General features: G+C 56.1%; 20 protein-coding genes. 12 read left to right on the top strand and 8 right to left on the bottom strand.

Features of this window, described 5'->3' with window-relative positions; translation table 11 throughout:
* The first annotated feature begins 27 nt into the window (after nt 1-27).
* Nucleotides 28-1,650, top strand: coding sequence for a cyclic peptide export ABC transporter (locus tag ACPOL_RS06330; RefSeq protein ID WP_114206310.1), 1,623 nt, complete (start codon nt 28-30; stop codon nt 1,648-1,650).
* 398 nt (nt 1,651-2,048) lie between these two features.
* On the opposite strand, the gene ACPOL_RS06325 is transcribed toward ACPOL_RS06330, so the two are convergent.
* The gene (locus ACPOL_RS06325) at nt 2,049-3,008 is read right to left on the bottom strand and encodes a cytochrome P450 (protein ID WP_114206309.1); all 960 of its coding nucleotides are present in this window, start codon (nt 3,006-3,008) and stop codon (nt 2,049-2,051) included.
* Between the two features lie 1,448 nt (nt 3,009-4,456).
* Between ACPOL_RS06325 and ACPOL_RS34545 the strand changes: the two genes are divergently transcribed.
* The 3 genes from ACPOL_RS34545 to ACPOL_RS06305 all read left to right on the top strand — a co-directional run bounded on the left by ACPOL_RS34545 (nt 4,457) and on the right by ACPOL_RS06305 (nt 6,453).
* The gene (locus ACPOL_RS34545) at nt 4,457-4,759 is read left to right on the top strand and encodes an alpha/beta fold hydrolase (protein WP_150132923.1); all 303 of its coding nucleotides are present in this window, start codon (nt 4,457-4,459) and stop codon (nt 4,757-4,759) included.
* Between the two features lie 55 nt (nt 4,760-4,814).
* The gene (locus ACPOL_RS06310; RefSeq protein WP_161557230.1) at nt 4,815-6,062 is read left to right on the top strand and encodes an acetyltransferase domain-containing protein; all 1,248 of its coding nucleotides are present in this window, start codon (nt 4,815-4,817) and stop codon (nt 6,060-6,062) included.
* 64 nt (nt 6,063-6,126) lie between these two features.
* Nucleotides 6,127-6,453 (top strand): TetR/AcrR family transcriptional regulator, encoded by a 327-nt coding sequence (locus ACPOL_RS06305; protein ID WP_114206305.1) that lies wholly within the window; start codon nt 6,127-6,129, stop codon nt 6,451-6,453.
* A gap of 406 nt (nt 6,454-6,859) precedes the next feature.
* Here the strand turns inward: ACPOL_RS06305 and ACPOL_RS06300 are convergent, their stop codons facing one another.
* The gene (locus tag ACPOL_RS06300; protein ID WP_236657273.1) at nt 6,860-7,696 is read right to left on the bottom strand and encodes a sigma-70 family RNA polymerase sigma factor; all 837 of its coding nucleotides are present in this window, start codon (nt 7,694-7,696) and stop codon (nt 6,860-6,862) included.
* Nucleotides 7,697-8,499: 803 nt separating this feature from the next.
* Between ACPOL_RS06300 and ACPOL_RS06295 the strand changes: the two genes are divergently transcribed.
* From ACPOL_RS06295 to ACPOL_RS06270, 6 genes are all read left to right on the top strand, one after another.
* A complete protein-coding gene (locus tag ACPOL_RS06295; protein ID WP_150132922.1) occupies nt 8,500-8,913 on the top strand; it encodes a hypothetical protein in 414 nt (137 codons plus the stop codon).
* 73 nt (nt 8,914-8,986) lie between these two features.
* Nucleotides 8,987-9,205, top strand: coding sequence for a cupin domain-containing protein (locus ACPOL_RS06290; protein WP_114206303.1), 219 nt, complete (start codon nt 8,987-8,989; stop codon nt 9,203-9,205).
* A 13-nt stretch (nt 9,206-9,218) separates the two neighbouring features.
* Nucleotides 9,219-9,590, top strand: a complete 372-nt coding sequence (locus ACPOL_RS06285; RefSeq protein ID WP_236657272.1) for an ArsR/SmtB family transcription factor — start codon at nt 9,219-9,221, stop codon at nt 9,588-9,590.
* A gap of 41 nt (nt 9,591-9,631) precedes the next feature.
* The gene (locus ACPOL_RS06280; RefSeq protein ID WP_114210634.1) at nt 9,632-10,069 is read left to right on the top strand and encodes an SRPBCC family protein; all 438 of its coding nucleotides are present in this window, start codon (nt 9,632-9,634) and stop codon (nt 10,067-10,069) included.
* The gene (locus ACPOL_RS06275; RefSeq protein WP_114206301.1) at nt 10,066-10,527 is read left to right on the top strand and encodes a DoxX family protein; all 462 of its coding nucleotides are present in this window, start codon (nt 10,066-10,068) and stop codon (nt 10,525-10,527) included. The genes ACPOL_RS06280 and ACPOL_RS06275 overlap by 4 nt, the downstream gene beginning before the upstream one ends.
* Nucleotides 10,528-10,584: 57 nt before the next feature.
* Nucleotides 10,585-11,034, top strand: a complete 450-nt coding sequence (locus ACPOL_RS06270; RefSeq protein WP_114206300.1) for a putative quinol monooxygenase — start codon at nt 10,585-10,587, stop codon at nt 11,032-11,034.
* 273 nt (nt 11,035-11,307) lie between these two features.
* On the opposite strand, the gene ACPOL_RS06260 is transcribed toward ACPOL_RS06270, so the two are convergent.
* Entirely contained in the window at nt 11,308-11,691 is a 384-nt protein-coding gene (locus ACPOL_RS06260; protein WP_114206298.1) for a hypothetical protein, read from the bottom strand.
* 66 nt (nt 11,692-11,757) lie between these two features.
* On the opposite strand from ACPOL_RS06260, the gene ACPOL_RS06255 reads away from it, so the two are divergent.
* Together ACPOL_RS06255 and ACPOL_RS06250 are read left to right on the top strand one after the other, a co-directional pair.
* Nucleotides 11,758-12,306: a PadR family transcriptional regulator gene (locus ACPOL_RS06255; protein WP_161557229.1), complete on the top strand. Its 549-nt coding sequence runs from the start codon at nt 11,758-11,760 to the stop codon at nt 12,304-12,306.
* Between the two features lie 93 nt (nt 12,307-12,399).
* A complete protein-coding gene (locus ACPOL_RS06250) occupies nt 12,400-12,798 on the top strand; it encodes a DUF1801 domain-containing protein (RefSeq protein ID WP_114206296.1) in 399 nt (132 codons plus the stop codon).
* A gap of 9 nt (nt 12,799-12,807) precedes the next feature.
* Here the strand turns inward: ACPOL_RS06250 and ACPOL_RS06245 are convergent, their stop codons facing one another.
* The 5 genes from ACPOL_RS06245 to ACPOL_RS06225 form a co-directional block, all read right to left on the bottom strand.
* Nucleotides 12,808-14,031, bottom strand: coding sequence for an acetate/propionate family kinase (locus ACPOL_RS06245; RefSeq protein ID WP_114206295.1), 1,224 nt, complete (start codon nt 14,029-14,031; stop codon nt 12,808-12,810).
* 87 nt (nt 14,032-14,118) lie between these two features.
* Nucleotides 14,119-16,527, bottom strand: a complete 2,409-nt coding sequence (locus tag ACPOL_RS06240; protein WP_114206294.1) for a phosphoketolase family protein — start codon at nt 16,525-16,527, stop codon at nt 14,119-14,121.
* A gap of 187 nt (nt 16,528-16,714) precedes the next feature.
* Nucleotides 16,715-17,344, bottom strand: a complete 630-nt coding sequence (locus tag ACPOL_RS06235; RefSeq protein WP_114206293.1) for a CPBP family intramembrane glutamic endopeptidase — start codon at nt 17,342-17,344, stop codon at nt 16,715-16,717.
* A gap of 158 nt (nt 17,345-17,502) precedes the next feature.
* The gene (proC, locus tag ACPOL_RS06230) at nt 17,503-18,327 is read right to left on the bottom strand and encodes a pyrroline-5-carboxylate reductase (RefSeq protein ID WP_114206292.1); all 825 of its coding nucleotides are present in this window, start codon (nt 18,325-18,327) and stop codon (nt 17,503-17,505) included.
* Complete coding sequence (locus ACPOL_RS06225; protein ID WP_236657271.1) at nt 18,324-20,147, bottom strand: DUF885 domain-containing protein; 1,824 nt, start codon at nt 20,145-20,147, stop codon at nt 18,324-18,326. The genes proC and ACPOL_RS06225 overlap by 4 nt, the downstream gene beginning before the upstream one ends.
* Nucleotides 20,148-20,204: the final 57 nt, after the last annotated feature.

Below are 20,204 nucleotides of genomic sequence, written 5' to 3'. Positions count from 1 at the left end.
TGTCATGACGAGGATTAGGCAAATTCGGTGATTCAGCTCGTTCGTTTCCTGGGTGTAAAGAAATGGCTCTCCATTTTCTTCGTGATCCTTTTGGGCTTGTGCGCAGGCTTGTCGTACTCACTTCTGATCGTCGTCGTGGAGAAGGTAATAGCGCACCAACTCTCCTGGCAGGTTGCCACGCAGATGTTTTGTGCTTGCGCCTTGATGCACACGGGTGCAAGGTTTGCTAGCGTGCGCCTCATGATGCGGCTTTCTGAAAACGCCATCTCGCGCGCGCGGGTTGATCTTTGCAAGCTGATTCTGGAGACGCCCATCGAGCAAATCTCCCGCTGCGGTAACCCCAAAATACTCGCCGCTCTCACCACTGACATGGACATCATGTCGGCAGGCTATCGGGCATTGATTAACGCACTTTTGAACACCGTCGTAGTCTTAAGCAGCATCGCCTACCTGTTCGCGATCTATGTGCCCTTTGGAGTGATGCTACTCTCGTTTCTGCTCGTCGGCGTGGTCATCCAGAATCGCGCGACACGATGGCCGATAGCACGCGCTGCCCAGGCACGGCGGACGTTGGACTCCCTTCATGAATCACTTTCCAGGCTAGTTCGGGGCGCTCGCGAGCTGCAACTGAACCGTCAGCGCGCCACCTTTTATCTTGAGACAGCGGTATCGAGGTACGCAGGAAAGACAGCCCAGCTCGTTGCAGAATGCATGGGCCAGTTCGCGCTGGTCACGAGCCTTGGCGAGCTGATGTTCTTCTCCGCTCTGCTGCTGCTGCTGCTGCCCGTGTTCAGCCCGCACGCTACGGCAACTGTGACGGCTTCGGCGATCATCGTGATGTTGTTTGTCAGTTCCTCGATCGGTGAGCTCTTGCACCTCTTGCCGGACATGGGACGAGCCACTGCTTCGCTCTCTCATGTTCTTGCGATGTTCGATATTATGCAGCAGGCTCCGAGAGTGACGCAGCAGAAGCCGTCTCCTAAGCCCCATTTTGAAAGCATCGAGCTGCGGGAACTCATACACGAATACACAACAAACGGCACACACGCATTTAAGGTCGGACCAGTGAATTTCACTCTCCAACCAAGCGAAATCGTCTTTATTGTGGGAGGGAACGGAAGCGGCAAAACAACGCTCATGATGCTGCTGCTTGGCCTGTATGAGCCGAAGGATGGCTGCATTCTACTCAACCGGAAAAATATTGAAGCTCATGAGCTCGATCGCTACCGATCCTACTTCTCGGCAGTTTTCTCCGATTACGAGCTGTTCGATACGATTTTTGATTGCTCTCTAGAAACAGCCGCACGAGCAACTGTCCTGCTGGAGAAGCTACGTCTGGGAGATAAAACGTCAATCACCGAAGGGCGGTTCAGCTCCATGGCGCTTTCCTCCGGCCAGAGGAAGCGCCTCGCTCTCGTGTCAGCCTACCTGGAAGATCGTCCCGTATATGTCTTCGACGAATGGGCCGCCGATCAGGATCCGCAGTTCCGGCACATGTTTTATTCAGAACTGCTGCCAGAGTTAAGGCGAGCCGGTAAGGCCGTGGTCGCCATCACTCACGACAGCCAGTATTTCCACTACGCGGATCGCGTCCTGCAGATGTGCAATGGACGATTGTCGGCCTGGTCTCCAACGTCAACCATGTTTTGAGGGCTCTGGTGCAAATAGCGTCGTGCCTTGTATGTACGTCCGGAACTTGACCTTTTACTGGAACCAGCAGCTACAGGGTGGGCCGCACACGCGCACCCCTTCGAGTTCGCGAACGGACCGATCACATATGCGCCGGACGTCCATCGCTTCCTGAATGGCACACCCAGTGCCCGGCATTGTACGCAGCACGCTTAGGATACGAAATCATAAGCGAGATTGGGGTCGAGGCGATGCAGTGCTCAACGACTTCGATCGGAAATCAATGACGATGATACCGCTCTGCGCCGCTCAGCACCTCAGCTGCTCAAGCACCGTTAAGTTGACGATGCCCTCATCAAAGCCGAGCCTGAGGCAACGCGCGCTGAATACCCAACCCTTCGGAAGCCACATTCACTGTGTTAGCTGGCAATCGAAATGGGAAGGGATTTAAGCGCGCGGAAAAAATAGATTGGGGCATACTCTACACTGTCGCTCAGTAGGCGAATGCCCGGAGCGCGGCGCAGCAAACTTGCAAGAGCAACATTTGTCTCCATGCGTGCCAAAGCCGCGCCCAGGCAGGTATGGATTCCATAACCAAATGCAAGAGATGAGCTACCGGTCCTCGTGAGGTCAAGTCTCTCTGGATGATCAAACCGCGTTGGATCGTGGTTTGCGGCGCCGATGGATACTCGGACTTCCTCTCCTGCGCGAAGCCATTTCCCTCCGACCTGAACATCTTTGCGGACGAGGCGTGCCACCCAGAGGACAGGGCTGATAAAGCGCAGCAACTCTTCGACAGCGCTCCCAAGAATTTGTGGATTGGATCTGAGCAGATCCCAGTGTGCGCGCTCCCTGAGCAGATGTAGCAGTGCTCCGCTTAAAAGGTTCGCTGTAGTTTCGTGCCCCGCCATCAAAAGAAAAATACACATCACCACGATGTCGTCGTCGGGAATGGACTCGTCTCCCTCAGTTGGGCGGATCAGCGAGGAGATGAGATCCATCTGCGGGTTGCTGCGCCTCTGATCCATTATCCGAAGCAGCGTACCCTCGGCGCACAGAGCTTGGTTCGCAATCCTGTCAAGGAGTTCTAGATCTTGCTGATACATCGCCACGGGGAAGAGCCAGAACAGTTTGGCGGTATCACGGATGGTGGCATGGTCCTCCTCCGGTATGCCTAGAAGATCGAAGATGACTAATGAAGGAAGCGGATAAGCAAAGTCTGCGACAAAGTCGAAAGATCCTTTAGCGAAGAGTGAGTCGATCATCCGATCGACACGGACTTGTATAGAAGTCTTCACCACATCCGCTACCAAGGGCATGAAGCCGCGCATGATCGCCCTCCGGTGTACCGTATGCACAGGCGCGTCTGCGGCCTGAATATGACGATGAAAAAAACCCGCTTGCTAACCTCGAAGCTGTTACGCGAGGAGGCCGGTAAGCCCTCAGCTCGCCTAATGGACATGCCCTCCGTGTCCGAGGAGAAGTGCTCTACATCCTGCAGGACCGACTTGACAGTGTCATAGCTGGAGACCATCCAAAAAGAACGTTGCTCATTCCAAAAAACCGGTCCCTTTTGCCGAAGATGCTCAAACAAGACGAAAGGATTTTGAATGTTCTCATTGGAGAGCGGATCGATACGGGCCTGCTCGATCGTGAGTGCTTGTGAAATAGGCATAGACGTTTCTCCGTTGGCGCTTCTATCAGAAGAAGAGTAAACACTTCACCGCCTGGTATATTCCCTGGCATAGAAGTTCAGCTCTCATTCCGGGCGAAGCTCGGGTTCAGGTACTAACGGCCGGGAACCTAAGCCGCTCAAGAACGCTGCAGGAGAAGCGAATCAAGCTGCGCCTCGTCGGTCTTTATGATGCCTCTGAGAAAGGGGCTCAACGACCCAGACCACCTCCTCCCCACCATAAAGAAGCCAAAGAATCCAACGGCTAGCAGGGCGGATATGAAACGACCACGGAACAATTTACTACACTGACCAAGAGCGACCCGGGGTGTGCGATGGCTTACTGGGGAGTTGCAAGGAGGGCTTTCATGAGAAAGGGGACCAGCCTACAAAGGCAGGGCGGCCGCTGGGTGGGAGGCAATCCAGGAAGCCGCTAGGTTAAAGCCAAGACGGATCGTCTGCGGAGATATACTGCCGCACTACAACGTTTCAACGATCCTGCGAAGCAGAACAATTATCAAGCGAGGCTTGAAGCACATTCCGCAGGGATGCTCGATCTGCATAACAGCCTATCCTAAGGACGTTGAGGCTTCGGCATCCGTTTCCTCTCCTTGCTGGCCGACGCTCTCGAACATAACGATGAGCAACCCAAGCACGTTAGGCCTGCGCCGTGGGCCGGTTTTAGTCTGAATATTCCCAGAATTAGAGAGGGGTCGAGCCACTGCGACTCGTTTTTCATCTCAGTGATGATCTATCACGGCATCGGGAATAAAACTGCTATCTGGTTGTTTAACACGCTAACCCGTGGCCCGGGACGGGTGTGTCTCAGCTTAAATCTTAGGAGTCTTCTTGTTAGGAGAGCTCTTTCTACGACTTGTGTATTGCCTCATCGTATTTACATTTCCACCTTTTGCATCAACCTCTTTGCCCGCACCGAAGGTTACTGTAAGGAGATCATAACGCGCAGCTTTCCAAGGTTAACCTTTCACTATCATGTCGCCGGGCGAGCGACGTCCCGTAATCGTGACGTCCCCAAGATGGGTGTGGGCTCGACCTACCTTGTCAATGGCCTTGCGCCGCTGGATAGCGCCTTACTTTGTATTTCTGTATACGAGAGGCAGTGGATTATCCACTCAGCCCGCCGGCGGGTCTCGAATGCGTACAAAAGGTATGGCCGACGATTTTGATTATTTGTTTGATTACCAAGGGCCTAAGTCCCTCATTTGTTATAGCCATGATAACGGAGATTCGATGGCGCTCGATTGTGCGGAACGGTATCCGGATCAAGCAGACAAGGTGATCCTCATGGATGCTGGAGTGCTGGATGATAGCGAGCGTGCGATCCCTCTATATTCCTCCGATCTTGAAGGCTTTGTGCCCGCCTTCACGCGATGCCGGCATGAGTCAATCGTAAGGATCACTGAAGCCTACACTTGGTCCCTTAAATACAGAGGCTAATAGATCACGTCTTCACGCATACAGTGCTATTAAGTGCAGGTACTTCATGGAGCCAATGTCCTTCTCGCAACAGCTAGCCTACCACCGTACATCTTCAGAGCCACTTCAACCTGTGTCGCAGAAGGGCCGCCGCCGCGTTCCTTCCATCGATGTACTGCGGGGATTTGTCATGGTGCTGATAGCCCTCGACCACACGAGGGATTTCTTCTCCGCACAAATTATTAGTGTGGCCGATCCTTCTCGCCTCACGCTTCCATATTTCTTTACCCGCTGGATCACGCACCTTTGCGCACCTACATTCGTGTTTTTGTCTGGACTATCAGTGTATTTGCAAGCGTCAAGCGGGAAGAGTAGGGCAGAACTATCCAAGCTTCTGTTGGTGAGGGGATGTTGGCTGATTATTCTGCAGTTCACAGTCGTCTATTTTGTCCTCATAGGGCCACCGGGGGTCGGCATCCTTCAGATCATCGGAGCCATTGGTCTTTCCATGTTGGTCCTGGCAGTGATGGTCTGGCTGCCGCTCCCAAGTATCACCGCAATCGGTATTGCCGTTGTTGCTGGTCATAACGTATTCGATACCGTACATGCAGAACATCTAGGGCACTGGTCGGCACTGTGGAAGATCGCGCACGAGAGGGGTTTCATAAGCTTTCATGGGAGGCTGCTCCTATCTGTTGTGTATCCCTTCGCTCCGTGGAGCGGCCTTATGCTGCTCGGATACAGCTTCGGACAGCTGTGGATCCTGCCTCTTCGAGACCGCACACGCATGACTGCTTGGCTAGGCTTCTCGTCCATCGCCCTATTCATCGTCTTGCGCGCCCTTCATAGCTATGGGGATCCCAATACCTGGATAAACTATGGGCCCACGGAGCGGACGGTCACTTCGTTTTTGAACGTAGAAAAGTACCCACCTTCTCTGCAGTACGTTGCAATTACGATCGGAATCGTGCTTCTTCTGCTCGGGTGGATAGACGCTTCGCTTTCTACTGGCCGCGCTCCGTGGTTGCGAACCACATTGGAGGTGTACGGTCGCGCACCTCTGGCTTACTACATCGCGCATTTGGCCCTCATTCATTTGTTGGCCATTGTGACATGCGCAATGACTGGCCATGACTGGCATCGATTTGCGACGCCATTACCTTACGGGAGCTTCATCGCGGGTCCTCCCAAGGGTTATGGTTTTAGCCTTCCAGGTGTCTATGTCATTTGGGTGGTCATCATTCTCGCTCTATATCTTCCAGTCAAGTGGTATGCCGATTACAAGAGGGTCCATCCTGAACAATGGTGGTTGCGATACCTTTGAGTCTGGTCCAAGCTCCTCGAGCGGTGCCTAGACTACAAGGAGGACTTGTTACTTTCTAGAAGCCATGGACGGTCTTGCAGGGATCAACAATCGTGTTTACATCCTCCCCGATCACGATAGGCGTAGGGGCGACTGCCCAGGAGCCAACACCAACGCCGTCGCTGACCGTGCCGGCGTGGGCACCGGCTCGCTTTATCAGTACTTTCCGAACAAGGAATCGTTGCTCGCCAGCCTCATCGAACGTGAAGTACACCCGTTTATTTCGGCTATGAAACAGATACCGGCAGATCTGCCTTTTCGGGCGGCTCTGCGCAGGGTGATCGAAGCGTCGATCGTGCAGCAGGTGCGCCGGCCGGAGCTGGCCAGGCGCATCGACTTCGCAGAAAAGTAGGCTTCGTTCGAGGATCTTGCAAAGGGTGACGTCAACAAGGTTCACCGTGTCCTGGCAGACCTCCTCGGGCGCCTGGATGCACCTGAGGTTGACGACCGCAGCGTGGCTGCCTGGGACGTGCTTAGCCTGATCCGAGCCTTAACGGACGCGACGGGTGAGCGTTTCGAGGAGGACAGGTCGGGCCTCGCCCGACGAACCTATGGCGCAGCCTGCGGGTATCTTGGGATCGATAGCCGCGGCTAGGAGCGGTGGCTACCTCCTGCAGGTGCTCGAGATGGATATAGTTACTCATCGTTTGGTATTGCGTACTAAGGCAATTGGTCATCGCACGAGAGGCGTTCCTCCAGCGTCCGTATCTCCCGTTACCAATGATCTCGAGCGGCTCAACGGCGGTCGCTTGCCTCAATCAGCGGATAGTTTGCTTGACCGTTGAAACAGCAGCGAGCTTACTTGGCCTCAGCATCCACATGATCCGATCGATGCCCTGCGCCGAGGCATCAATCGTCGCGAGCGCAGAGGGGGCGCCTTGGCGTAACAAAAGAACAGATGCCTGGCCATTTGTTTCAACCCAGGTCAGCGTAATTCCCGTCCAGAAGTGTGACGCGAAGGCAGCGACAAACTTCGCAACTCGCTCGCGTCCGATGACTGGGACACGTGCAGCCGAACGCACGATCCCGCCGCCATCCGAGAACGAGACGACCTCTTCGGCGAACAGACCCTCGAGAGCCGCCAGATCTCCCTTTTGCGCGGCAGCAATGAATGTCTCCAGAAGGCGTCGTTGCTCATCAGCACTGACGGGGATGCGCCGTTCCTCCGTAACATGCTTACGAGCGCGAGTTATGATCTGCCTGGCATTTGCTTCCTCGATCTGTAATATTTCAGCGATCTGGCGATAAGAATAGTCGAATGCCTCGCGCAGAACATATGCGGCGCGTTCCGTAGGAGGAAGCTTTTCCAGGAGAATCAGCACGGCAAGCTTCAACGCTTCGGCACGCTCCGCGCCTAACATGGGATCGGTGCTAGTGTCGACCGGTTCGGAAAGCCAGGACCCGAGATAAGTTTCTCGACGAGACTGAGCGCTCTGGGCGAAATTAATACACATTCGTGTTGTCGTCGTGGCCAGGCGTGTTGACGGGTTATCAACGACACTGCGATCGGTAGCCTGCCACCGCATCCAGGCGTCCTGCACGATGTCCTCGGCTTCTGCTGTGCTTCCAAGTACCCGGTAAGCTATTCCGAACAAGCGCGCACTTCGGCAAAGGCCGAAAGTCCATCGTCGTGTTCGGCCGCGAACGTTTCCGATACCTGTTCTTCTGCCATTGCAATGGTCATAGTTTATCGCCCTGCAGATCGATGTCACTAGAAGAAGTCATATTGAGGAGGCTTTCCTCTACCGTCTTTGGCTAAGTGGTCTCCGGTGGTGAGTTCCTTAACGGCATCTTTGACTCCATGACCGGCCTTCCGTCAAAGGTGGATCTCGGATACCCGACTCATTCGCAAGTCTTCCCCTGTCCTTCGAGGTAAATCTCCTCGCCAGTTGGCTAGTACCGCCAGCGAGTATCGTTGGCGAGTATCTCGCGACAAGTCTCGGGATAGGTTGAGGTATCTTCCTCGTTGGTCTCGTAGATGAACATGATTCTCATTTCCTCTCTCACCCCTCTGCTGTCTCTCCTCATGCGGATCCCCCTGATCTACATGAGAAACGTACAAGCACAGACCAGTTACGGCCTGGATTTGTGACACTTTCTCCCCACAGTTTTTATGGGTATGAATGAACTCCCGAGATGGCGCACAAATCATTGGCATGGTGTCACGAAACCTCGGTGGTCGTTGATGTATCAAATTCCCCTTCGTTTGAGGAAATGGCGGCAGTGAACTTCTTCACTACGGCCACATCCAACCTGCTTCGGTACGAGCAAGCCGCAGGCGTGCGGCACCACGTCGCGCTGTCAGTGGTTGGGACCGATCGTTTGGCCCAGAGAAAGGCAGTCAGATAAGGAAAAAACAATTCGCGGATACTTCCTTTCGAAGCTCATCCACGAGAAATTGATCAAAGAATCTTCTGTTCCGTCTTCAATCGTCCGCGCCACGCAGTTCTTCGAGTTTTTTAAAGGTATCGCTGATGCTTCGCGCGATGGCGAGAGCGTTCGCTTGGCGCCGGTGCTCATTCAGCCTATGGCCGCTGACGATGTTGCGACAGCGGTAGCCCAAGTCGTCGTTGGCGCTCCTGTGAGTGGAATCGTTGAAGTGGGCGGACCGCAGCAGTTCCGCCTCAATGACTTTGTTCTGCAGGGGCTTCGCGCCCATCACGACCGCCGCGTAGTCGTAGCCGACCCTGCGGCCGGCTACTTCGGCGTCGAGGTTGACGAGCGCACTCTGGTCCCCGGTAAGGACGCCTTACTTGGCGAAACGAATTTCGAGACATGGCTCTTACGGTCCACAGCGGTCGCGTTCCGCTAAACCGAAGCAGAGCCTGCTGAACCCCGCTTAGGCTCTCCAACACCAACCGAAGAAAACCTGAGGAGATGGATTGATGAAAATAGCGAAACTGATTCTATGTCTGGCGTGGTTTGACCCGACCTGGCTGATCGCGCAGGATGCCCAGGTGACGGAGATCTTGTCGAAGGACCTCACGAATATCCCCGGCAAGGAAGGCTCAATGTTAATCATCGGGTACCCGCCCGGAGCCTCTGATCCCGCACGTCGCCACAACGCACATGTAGCTGGACAATCCCCTGACACCGCTAAATAGGCTCAAATTCGCATTGACAAACCATAACCATTTGGTTATGGTTTGTCTCGTGAAGCTGGCCGCTGCCAATCACGTCTTCCGGGCTCTCGCCGACCCCACCCGCCGGGCGATTTTCGAGCAGCTCACCCGGCAAGGCGAACAGACCGTTCACGCACTTACTCGTTCCGCGGGCGTCTCCCAGCCCGCTGTCTCCAAACATCTGACCGTACTGAAGCGGGCCAAGCTGGTTCGGCATCGCCGCGAAGGACGCGAAACTCACTATCGCGCTCAGCAAGAAGCGCTGGCCCCGATGGTCGACTGGCTCAATCTCTACGGCGCTTTCTGGCGCGAGCGCTTTGACCGTCTCGAAACCCTCTTGGGAAGGATGGATGAACAAGTCCCATGAGCAATCCAACCATGAGCAATGCAACTAGGAGCAATCCAGCTATGAGCAACCCAGCAGACAGCCCCCGCACTCTCGTCATCGAGAGAGTCTTCCCCCACCCTCCGGAGAAGCTATGGCGCGCCCTCACCGAAGGCCCGCTCCTCGCCCAGTGGATGATGAACAATGACTTCGAGCCGGTCGTCGGGCGAAAGTTCCAATTCCGGGCCGATCCCATGCCGAACTGGAATGGCATCGTCGACTGCGAGGTGCTGGTCGTCGAGCCCCTCCAACGCCTCACCTACAACTGGGGTGTCGGCGGAGCCGAATCAGGCCTCCAATGGGTCGTGAGCTTGACCTTGACCCCGGTCGAAGCTGGCACCCAGCTTCGCATGGAACAGTCCGGCTTCGGACCGAATCAGCAGGCAGCATATCAGGGCGCCAATTACGGATGGCAGAGTTTCTTCGGCAAACTGGAGAGTGTGATTGGAGGGTTGCAATGACGGCGAAGGCAAAATACACCGCATATTGGACCACAACCATCCTCGTAGCCTTTTTCATCGGAGGCGGCGGCGGCGCGCAGGTAATGCAATTTCGAACCAATCCCCATGGCCTCGTGCCCGTCCTCGGCTACCCAACCTACTTCTTTGCCATCCTGGGATCTTGGAAAGTGCTCGGCGCCCTTGCCATACTCGCACCGCGCCTTCCGCGCCTCAAAGAATGGGCCTATGCCGGCATCTTCTTCGATCTCACCGGCGCGGCCCTATCTTGCGCCGCGGTCGGCGGCTACGGCGCTTATGGCTTCCACATCTTCGCCCCTTTGATCCTTACTGGGCTTACTGTGGCCTCCTGGGCGCTCCGGCCGGAAAGCAGAACCATCCGCATTCTATCCGGTTCGACAAACCGGCCAGCAACCAACAGGCAGGCCGAGATGAACCCGCTCGCCGCTAACATCGCCTAAGAAAAGCCGACCAAGATAGCGACGCTGCAAAGATCAAACACCCGCCGCGAGGGAAACATGAAAAGACAACAAGTCGTGGTCCCTGGTTTGATCCATGGTTCGATCCATGGTTCGATCCTTGGTTTGATTCTCGGCTTAACCCTGATCTCCTCGTGTTTCTTCTGGGCGATACGGCGCGGATATTCAGAACAGAAGGAAGACCGCATCGTCAGGATCGCAGAGCTGGAAATTTATCCCGATCAACTGAGCGCCTACAGAGCAGCACTCGAAGAAGAAATCGACGCATCAATCCGCATCGAGCCGGGTGTGCTGACCTTGAACGCCGTTTCCATCAAAGACCATCCCGAACAGGTCTGGCTCTTCGAGACCTATCGCGATGCGGCTTCCTATCAGGCGCACCTGCAATCGGCCCACTTCAAGAAGTACAAACAGCAGACGCAGCAGATGGTGAAGTCCCTGACCCTTATCGAAACCGATCCAATCCTGCTCGGCTCGAAGTTCAGATAACTCCCAGTGCACGATAGGAGCCGGATGAAGCCTATCGGGATGTCGGTGATCGCCGGGGCAGTCGTCCCAGAAGCTGCGTGGCTGGCAGTCAACTCTATCGCCATCGCAACAGTATCGGGGCACTCTGGTACGCATCCATCATGACCATCGGCTTTTTCGCGCTAGAGGTCACGCAAGCACGCGTTCGCTGATCGCTGGATTGCTGATCGCTGGATTGCTGATTGCTGGATTGCTGACGGCTTGGGTCGTTGGATTGCTGATTCGCCACAGGCATCAGGATCCTGCCTGGCGCTGCGGCAACAGCGCACCCGCAAGCACCGACGGAATAATCGTCAGCAGAAATGTCAGGTGATACCACACCGGAAATTTGCTCCAGATGGCAAGGTGCGCAGGCACGAACATGGCAAACACCACGCTGCCGACGATCAACGGCGCCCAGCGGCTCGATTGGGATACCCATCGGGTCACCGCGCCAGCCGCCAGCGAAGTCGCGATTGCCATCAACAGACGCGCCCACTTCATGCCCAGCGTGAAGTGGAGCGTGTGTTCCGCCGCGCTGTAGTTCGCCAGGCTCAGACGAAGAACCCGGTCGATCACGGTGACAACCACAGCCCAGGTAAGCAGTCCTGCGAGGCAGGCGAGAATAGAGCGCTTCACGGCAGGCTCCTCCTTTAGTCCGATCATAATAGTACAATTAGACTAATGAAAGCGGAGCTATTTATCTTGGGCGTTCTGCATCGCGGCGATTTTCATCCCTATGAGATCAAGCGGCGGCTGAGCCAGGCCATGATCGAGTGCTTTACCGATGTCGATGTCGGCACGCTCTACTACGCCGTGGCCCAGCTTGCCCGGTCCGGATTGTTGGCCGCCGTCGCCCACGAGCGCGTGGCGCGGGGCGGTATGCGTACGGTTTATCGCATCACTCCGCGCGGCAGGGACCGCTTTCGCGAACTACTGCACGCGCAGTTCGCCGCCGAGGGCGACCTTAGGCAGACCCTCTACGGGCCCATGCTCTTCCTGCATCTCGCCGACCTCGATCTGGTGGCTGCGGCTCTGCGCCACCAGATCGACAGGCAGAATGCGCGGCTCGCGGAGATCCGGAAATTGCGCCAGCAGTGGGAGGCGATGCTCCCCACCGGCAGCCGCCACCTCATGCAGCACATGGCGGAGCAATGCCGTCTCGACCTGCGCTGGCTCCGCGCGGTACTCGCCGATGTCGAGGCCGGAAGTATCGGCGATACCCCTGACCCAGGCCGCCTCGCGGCCAAGTAGTTGGGAAGTGCCAAGAGAAGGCGGCGGGAGCTTGCAGACCCTGGAGCGGCGAAGCTAAATTAGGAACGTGATTGGAGTGGAAAGGTCTGTATCGTGGAATCCGCCTCCGCACAAATCGACGCGAAGATCAAGCAGCTTGCAGACTGGCGCGGCAAGACGTTCGCGCAGGTGCGCGCAATCATTCACGCAGCAGACCCTGAGATCGTCGAAGAGTGGAAGTGGGTAAAGCCCACCAATCCTGGGACCCCCGTCTTCTCCCACGCCGGCATCGTCTGCACCGGAGAGACCTATAAGAGCGTCGTTAAGCTTACCTTCGCCAAAGGCGCTGCGCTCAAGGATCCTGCTGGTCTGTTCAACTCCAGCCTCGACGGCAATGTCCGGCGCGCCATCGACATCCACGAAGACGACAAGATCGATGAGGGCGCCCTGAAGGATCTCATTCGTGCTGCCGTAGAACTCAACCTCAACAGCAAGAAGCCCCGCCGGGCGTGAGGCTCACCATCAGGCGTTGAGCAGCGTGTACACATGCGAGGCAATCATCAAATCTTCTTTGGCGGGAACCACCAGCACCTTGACTGCCGATGCGTCGCTGCTGATAGACGCCAGCCCTCTGGGGTCTTTTTGCGGCGACTGATTTCGCGCCGGGTCCAGCACAATTCCCAGGGACTCCAGGCCAGCGCAGACTTCCTCCCGGGTGCTGACGTCGTGCTCGCCAATCCCGCCGGTAAACACTACCGCGTCCAGTCCGCCAAGAACGGCCGTATACGCGCCGATAAACTTCCGCAGAACATAGATAAATTGGCCGACGGCCATGCTCGCGAATGGATTGCCTTTCTGGACAGCCGACCGCAGGTCGCGCATGTCGGACAAGCCCTCCGAGGTCCCGAGCATTCCCGACTTGCGATTGACCAGCTTTTCGAGTGCGTCTGCAGCCTGATCGCGGCTTAGCGAAGCAGCTCCATCCTCCGCCTTCAGTTCTCTCAAGATGTAGAGCAACACCCCCGGATCGATGTCTCCGGTTCGAGTCCCGGAGATGATGCCGCCGGTCGGTGTCAATCCCATCGAAGTATCGACCGACTTACCATCCTTGACTGCAGTCGCCGAGCAGCCATTGCCCAGATGCGCGATGATCAGGCGATTCGGGATGTCCAAGCCTAGCTGGTACATCGTGGACTCGCAGGAGATCCCGTGCGCTCCATAGCGGCGCACGCCTTGCTCAAAATAGGTCTGGGGAATTGCAAAACGCGCAGCCACTTCAGGGATCGTCTGGTGGAAGGCTGAATCGAAGCAGACGAAATTCGGTACTCCGGGAAAAAGTTCCTGGAGGCGGTGAATGATGTAGATTGCGCTGGGATTGTGCAGCGGCGCGAATGCGACGCTGCGCTCTAGTTCGGCGAGCACCTCAGGAGTGATTCGCTGGTGATCGCGCAGATGCGGTCCGCCGGCGACAACGCGATGGCCGATGGCATCCGGCTTTGGGAAGGGCGGCTTCTGCAGCGCCTCGGCAATCAACTTAAAAGCGGCCTCGCGGTTCGGGACCTGCGGCGCACTTTCAACCAGCTTCTCGCCATTAGTGCCTTTGACGTGAAAGCTGCCATTGGCGGTGCCGATGCCGTCCACCGCCCCGTCAAAGAGTTCCGTCTTCTCGGAGGCGGTAGCGCGAAAGCTGGAAAATTTGATGGAGGACGAGCCGCTATTGAGGACCAGGATTCCGAGTTCGGACATTTGCTCCTGTCGTTTCAAGAAATAAGTAGGCTGGAGAGAAGACCCGCACGCTGCGCCCCGCACGGGTCCCTCGTGGCAAACGAGTGGTTACAGCGTCCACTTCCAATCTCTGACCTCCGGCAGATCCTCGCCATTTTCCGAAACATAAAGCTTGTGGCGTTGGATCTGTTCGGTGTAACGCTGATAGGCGGCGTCCTTTTGGTCCGCAAACCTGGGAATGCGGCGGATGGCGTCATAAGCGAGCTGGAAGCGGTCAATGTTATTCAGTACGCACATATCGAACGGCGTTGTGGTGGTGCCTTCTTCTTTGTAGCCGCGTACATGGATGTTGTCGTGATTGGTGCGCCGGTAAGTGAGTTGGTGAACGATCATTGGATAACCATGAAAGGCGAAGATGACCGGCTTGTTCTTGGTGAAGAGGTTATTGAAATCCTCATCCGGGATGCCATGCGGATGTTCACTCTGCGGTTCGAGCGTCATCAGGTCGACCACATTGACCACGCGGATCTTGATGTCCGGATAATCCTCGCGCAGGTTGGTGACCGCGGCTAGCGTCTCCAGCGTCGGCACGTCTCCGCAGCAGGCCATGACTACATCCGGATCGCCGCCATTGTCATTGCTCGCCCACTCCCACTTGCCCAGACCGGCGGTGCAGTGCTTGATCGCCTCTTCCATGGTCAGCCAGTTCTCCGCTGGCTGTTTGCCGGCGATGATTAGGTTGATATAGTTCCGGCTGCGGAGACAGTGATCTCCAATCGAGAGCAGGCAGTTCGCGTCGGGTGCAAGATAAATGCGCACGATCTCCGACTTTTTGGTGACCAGATGATTGATGAAGCCGGGATCCTGGTGCGAAAAACCATTGTGGTCCTGCCGCCAGACATGCGAGGTGAGCAGGTAGTTCAGCGAGGCGATCGGCTTGCGCCAGGTGATCTCGCGTGTCGTCTTCAACCACTTTGCATGCTGGTTCACCATCGAATCGATGATGTGGATAAAGGCTTCATAACAGGAGAAAAACCCATGGCGTCCCGTGAGCAGATAGCCTTCGAGCCATCCCTGGCACATGTGTTCGCTGAGGATCTCCATGTAGCGGCCCGTCGGCGAGAGGCTTACGTCCACCGGAAGCTGTTTGTCGAGCCAGGTCTTGCCGCTCACGACATAGCCGTCATCGATGCGGTTGGACGCGGTCTCATCCGGTCCAAAGATGCGAAAGTTGTTGCTGTCGAGGTTGCACTTCATGACCTCGCCCAGGAACTTCCCTAGAACTCGCGTCGCCTCGCTCAACGATGATCCGGGGTGAGGCACCTCTACGGCAAAATCCTGAAAGCGCGGCATCTTCAGCGGCTGCCATAGCAGGCCGCCGTTGGCGTGTGCATTCATGCCCATACGGCGCCGGCCCTTGGGGGCGATGTCCGCCAGTTCAGCGCGGAACTTGCCGTTCTCGTCGAAGAGTTCGTCGTGGCGATAGCTCTTCAGCCACTCCTCGAGCAGTTGGACGTGTTCCGGATTCTTGGCCAGCCCGTCGAGCGGAACCTGATGGGCCCGCCATGTTCCTTCTACCGGCTTGCCATCCACTTCCTTCGGCCCCGTCCAGCCTTTCAAGGTGCGCAGGATCAGCATCGGCCAGCGTGGGCGCTCAGTATCGCCTTCCACGCGTGCTGCCTTTTGAATGGCGTGAATCCGATCGACGATGGTATCCATCACCTCCGCCATCTCTGCATGCATGGTCATTGGATCGTTGCCCGTCAAGGTAAAAGGCTCGTATCCGTAACCACGGAAAAGGTCGAGCAGCTCCTCTTCTGGAATCCGCGCCAGCACGGTTGGGTTGGCAATCTTGTAGCCGTTCAGGTGGAGAATCGGCAGAACCGCCCCATCGCGCACTGGATTCAGGAACTTATTCGAATGCCAGCTGGTAGCCGCCGGCCCGGTTTCGGCTTCGCCATCGCCGACAATGCAGGCGACGATCAGGTTGGGATTGTCGAAGGCCGCGCCGTAGGCATGCAGTACCGAATAACCCAGCTCCCCGCCTTCATGGATCGATCCCGGAGTCTCCGGCGCAACGTGCGAAGGGATGCCGTAGGGCCATGAAAACTGCCGGAAAAGCCGCTTCATTCCGTCTTTATTTTGCTCAATTGCAGGGTAGCTTTCGCTGTAAGAGCCTTCTAGGTAAGTGTGCGCAACGATCCCCGGACCCCCATGCCCAGGCCCGATGATGTAGATCATGTCCAGATCGCGTTCCACGATCAGCCGATTCAGATGGGTGTAAATAAAATTAAGCCCAGTAGTAGTCCCCCAATGCCCGAGTAGTCGCGGTTTGATGTCGGCTAAAGTCAGCGGATGTTCGAGAAGCGGATTGTCCTTCAGGTAAATCTGACCGACGGTCAAGTAGTTTGCCGCGCGCCAATAGGCATTCATCTTCTGTAGGAGTTCGGGAGTTGGCTTTGGCCGGCCGTTGGCTTCGGTCGGGCTTTCAACTGGCACTTGAGCTTCCGTGGACATGCGTTGGCTCCTCGTGGAGAATTCTCGATTCAAGTTGCTGACTGCCACATCTTACGCCTTGGCTTGTCAATGCCGTGTGACGAAAGGCACAGTAATTTCAGCGGAAAACGGTTAAATGAAGCCGGTAAACGGGTTCCGCAAAGAGGCGAATTTGCAATCCTGAATTGAATTTGTCGTGCTATGCGGGTTAGATGACGCGCGCGTAGAAATAGCGGCCAAGTCCGATGGTGAAAAGGAAGCAGCCATAAAGCGAATGCTCAAGCGAGGAGACGAAGAGGGAGCCAGTCCGCTGATAACGGTAGGCGAAGAGAATTCCGCCGATCAGGGTCAAGGCGGGCGCGAGAGGATTGCGGAAGATAAGATGCATGAGACTGAAAGCCATGCCACTTCCTAGAATCAGCGCCCACGGAGATATGAAGAGCGTTTGATAGCGATGCATCAGAAAGGCCCGATAGATGATCGACTGCGGATAGACCGACAAAACCGGATAGAGCAGCATGACCAGAGCCCAAAGGCCTGGGTTAACGCGGACGAAATTGAAGAGCAGACGCGGTGCAAAATGAAGGACACCCAAGCCGATCCCAACGACGGCCAGCGCAAAGGGAATCAGGATGCTGTTCAGACTGTTCGCGAGGGGAGCCGGGTTCCAGAGTAGCGAGCGGTCAAAGCCTGGATCGCGCAGCAGCATCCATAGGCATAGTCCAGACGCAACCCAGAGAAGCGGCAGAGGAGGGACTTTGCGCGAAGCGAGCCGCAGCCAAATCGGAATCCCGACAAAAATGAGGGTGAACTCGACGACCAAATATGCTCTGGACATATCTCTCGCTCGATAGATCAGACATCTAGACAGTATGATGTGCTGGCAATTGTGGCCATTCCCTGGGGAAGAGGTCTCCCAAGTAGTTCATATAATAAGTAGTTCATATAATAAGTAGTTCTAATAGTAGTTCTAATAACCGTAGTTGTATTTCTGCTTTAGCCAGCGGCCAGCTCCTTTGCTCGCTGTGCGGCGCGCATCACTGCCTTGATCAGCGTTACGCGCAAACCGCCCTCTTCCAACTCAAGAATTCCATCGATGGTGCAGCCCGCCGGGGTGGTCACCGCATCCTTGAGTAGCGCCGGATGATATCCGGTCTCGAGCACCATCTTCGCAGCCCCAAAGGTGGTTTGCGCTGCCAGCAAGGTTGCGACATCCCGCGCGAGACCGACCTTGACACCAGCTTCTGCAAGCGACTCGAGAATGATGTAGATAAACGCCGGACCGCTAGCGGAAAGGCCAGTTACCGCGTCCATGAGCTTCTCATCGACGGTGACTGACCTGCCGACCGTCTCAAAGATGCGGGCGGCGAGTTGCATCTGGGGTTCGGTAGCGAAACGGCCCCGGCACAACGCTGTCATTCCGGCACCTACCTGCGATGGGGTATTCGGCATGGCGCGAATGACCGGGATTTCGATCTCGGCGGCCTCTTCAATGGCGCGCGTTGTGACCGAAGCGGCAATTGAAAATATCGTTTTTTCAATGGTGAGCGCCGGATGGATACGCGTGATCAAATCCGGTATCTGGAACGGCTTGACTCCCAGCAGAATAAGGTCGGCGCGTTCAACGGCGGCGAGATTGTCAGTTGAGACTTCGATGCCCCATTGATCGGCAAGCAGGGTTGCTCGCCGCTCATGGGCGACGGTGGCAAAGATCTGACTCCTGGCAAACAAGCCTTCCTTCAGAAAAGCCTGAAGCAGGATACCGCCCATCTTTCCGGCGCCGAGCACTGCGATCTTCAGGTTTGCAACGTCTTCTGTCATTTACCAGCCTTCTGCTGGGCAATCCAAGCGTCAACGCGGGTCTCGAGAACATCGAGTGGCAGAGCGCCCGAATCGATCACCTGATCGTGGAATGCCTTGATATCGAACTTTGCTCCTAGTGTCTGTTGAGCTCGGCTGCGGAGCTCAAGGAGCTTCAACTGACCGATCTTGTAGCCAAGCGCCTGTCCGGGCATTGCGACGTAGCGATCGGTCTCCGATTGAACTGTAGCCTCATCGAGTCCGGAGTGGGCATGGAAATAATCAACGACCTGCTCCCGGGTCCAGTGTTCTGAGTGGATTCCGGTATCGACCACGAGACGAATGGCTCGATGCATATCCGCTTCGAGCCTTCCAAAATCGCTGTAAGGGTCCGTGTAAAGACCGACATCCTTTCCAAGTCTTTCGGCGTACAGCCCCCATCCCTCGACATAGGCAGTGTAGTTAATGTATTTGCGAAATTCCGGCAGCCCGCTTAATTCCTGCGCGACCGAAACCTGAAGGTGGTGCCCGGGCAGGCCTTCGTGGTAGGCAGTCGTCTCGGCTCCGGAAAGCAGCCTGGATTCATATTTATAGGTCGAGATGAAGACAGTCCCAGGACGCTTGCCATCCGGCGTTCCGGGTTCGTAGTAGGCGAAGGCCGAGTCTTTCTCGAGAAATGCGGGAACTGCCTCAACGGTCAAAGGTGCCTTTGGCAAACGGCCAAAGAGCGCTGGGAGTTTGGGCTTCATTCCATCGATGTAGCCCCGATAGGCACTCAACAACTCTTCCCCTGAGGTGGGGTGCAGCTTCGGATTCGCGTTCATTGCGGCACGCAGCGAAGGGATGTCTTTGTAGCCAAGCTTCTGAGCGATGGCCAGCATCTCCGTCTCGTCCTGCTTGACCTGATCGATGCCGATTTGATGGATCTGACCGGCAGTCATCTTCGTGGTGGTACGTTGGCGGATGCAAAACGCGTAATACGCATCCCCATCAGGTAGCGACGACACTCCTATTTCGGTGCGGCCTTTCGGAATGTAGACAGCGGTCAGATATTTCGCGAAGCGGGCATAGGTAGGGATCACCTGCTTCGAGATTGCGTCCAACACGTCCGTCTGAATGCGTTTCTGCTCTTCGGCGGAAATCCCCGCGGGAAACTTCTTCAGCGGGGCGGCGAAAGTTGTCTCTTCGGGCTTCTGGTTGGCGATCGCGTTGACCTGAACCAACACCTTCTCCATCAGGTATTTCGGCATCGTCCGGTTATCGTCGATGCCCGCACTCATGTCTTCCGTGATCTGCTGGAATGCGACCGGCACCTTGTTCAGTCTGGAGACATAGCGGTCATAATCCTCCGCCTTGTCAAAGCTGATCTGGCGCACCAGCCGCGGCAGGTCGGCGTGGATGCCATCCATCTGGTTTACTGGAATCTCCCACGTCTTAAATCGGGATTCTTCCTGTTCATCGATAAGCTGGCGCAGCATCAGATCGAGACTGAGCTGGGTTTGGTCGGGAAGGCCGCTCGGGTCGATCAGGCTGAGTTTCTCAATGTAGCTCCGGCCACGGGCCAGCTGGGCGTCATAGGCAGCAACCGAGTAATCCGTCAGCTGATCGTCATAGCGCTTGTCTCCGATGCTCGAGGCAAACTCGGGCTGATGCTTCAACTGGTCTTGCCAGATCTCATCGAAGAGCGTGTTCAGGGCTTTCTCGCGATCCGCGATCGAGATAGGGATTGAGGGAGCCAATTGAGCTAGTAAAGTCCTGGGGGAGACCGCTGCCGGGAGCATCAGCAACGCGAAACCCAGCGTGACCGATTTCTTAATAGATGGCGACCTTTTCATCTTCATCGTTGACCTGAGTGTATAGCGTTTTTGCCTTTTGACTCGGCTAGGATGAAGGAGAAG

This window comes from Acidisarcina polymorpha (assembly GCF_003330725.1).
Lineage (GTDB): Bacteria > Acidobacteriota > Terriglobia > Terriglobales > Acidobacteriaceae > Acidisarcina > Acidisarcina polymorpha.
This window is presented reverse-complemented; position numbering and strand designations above follow the sequence as displayed.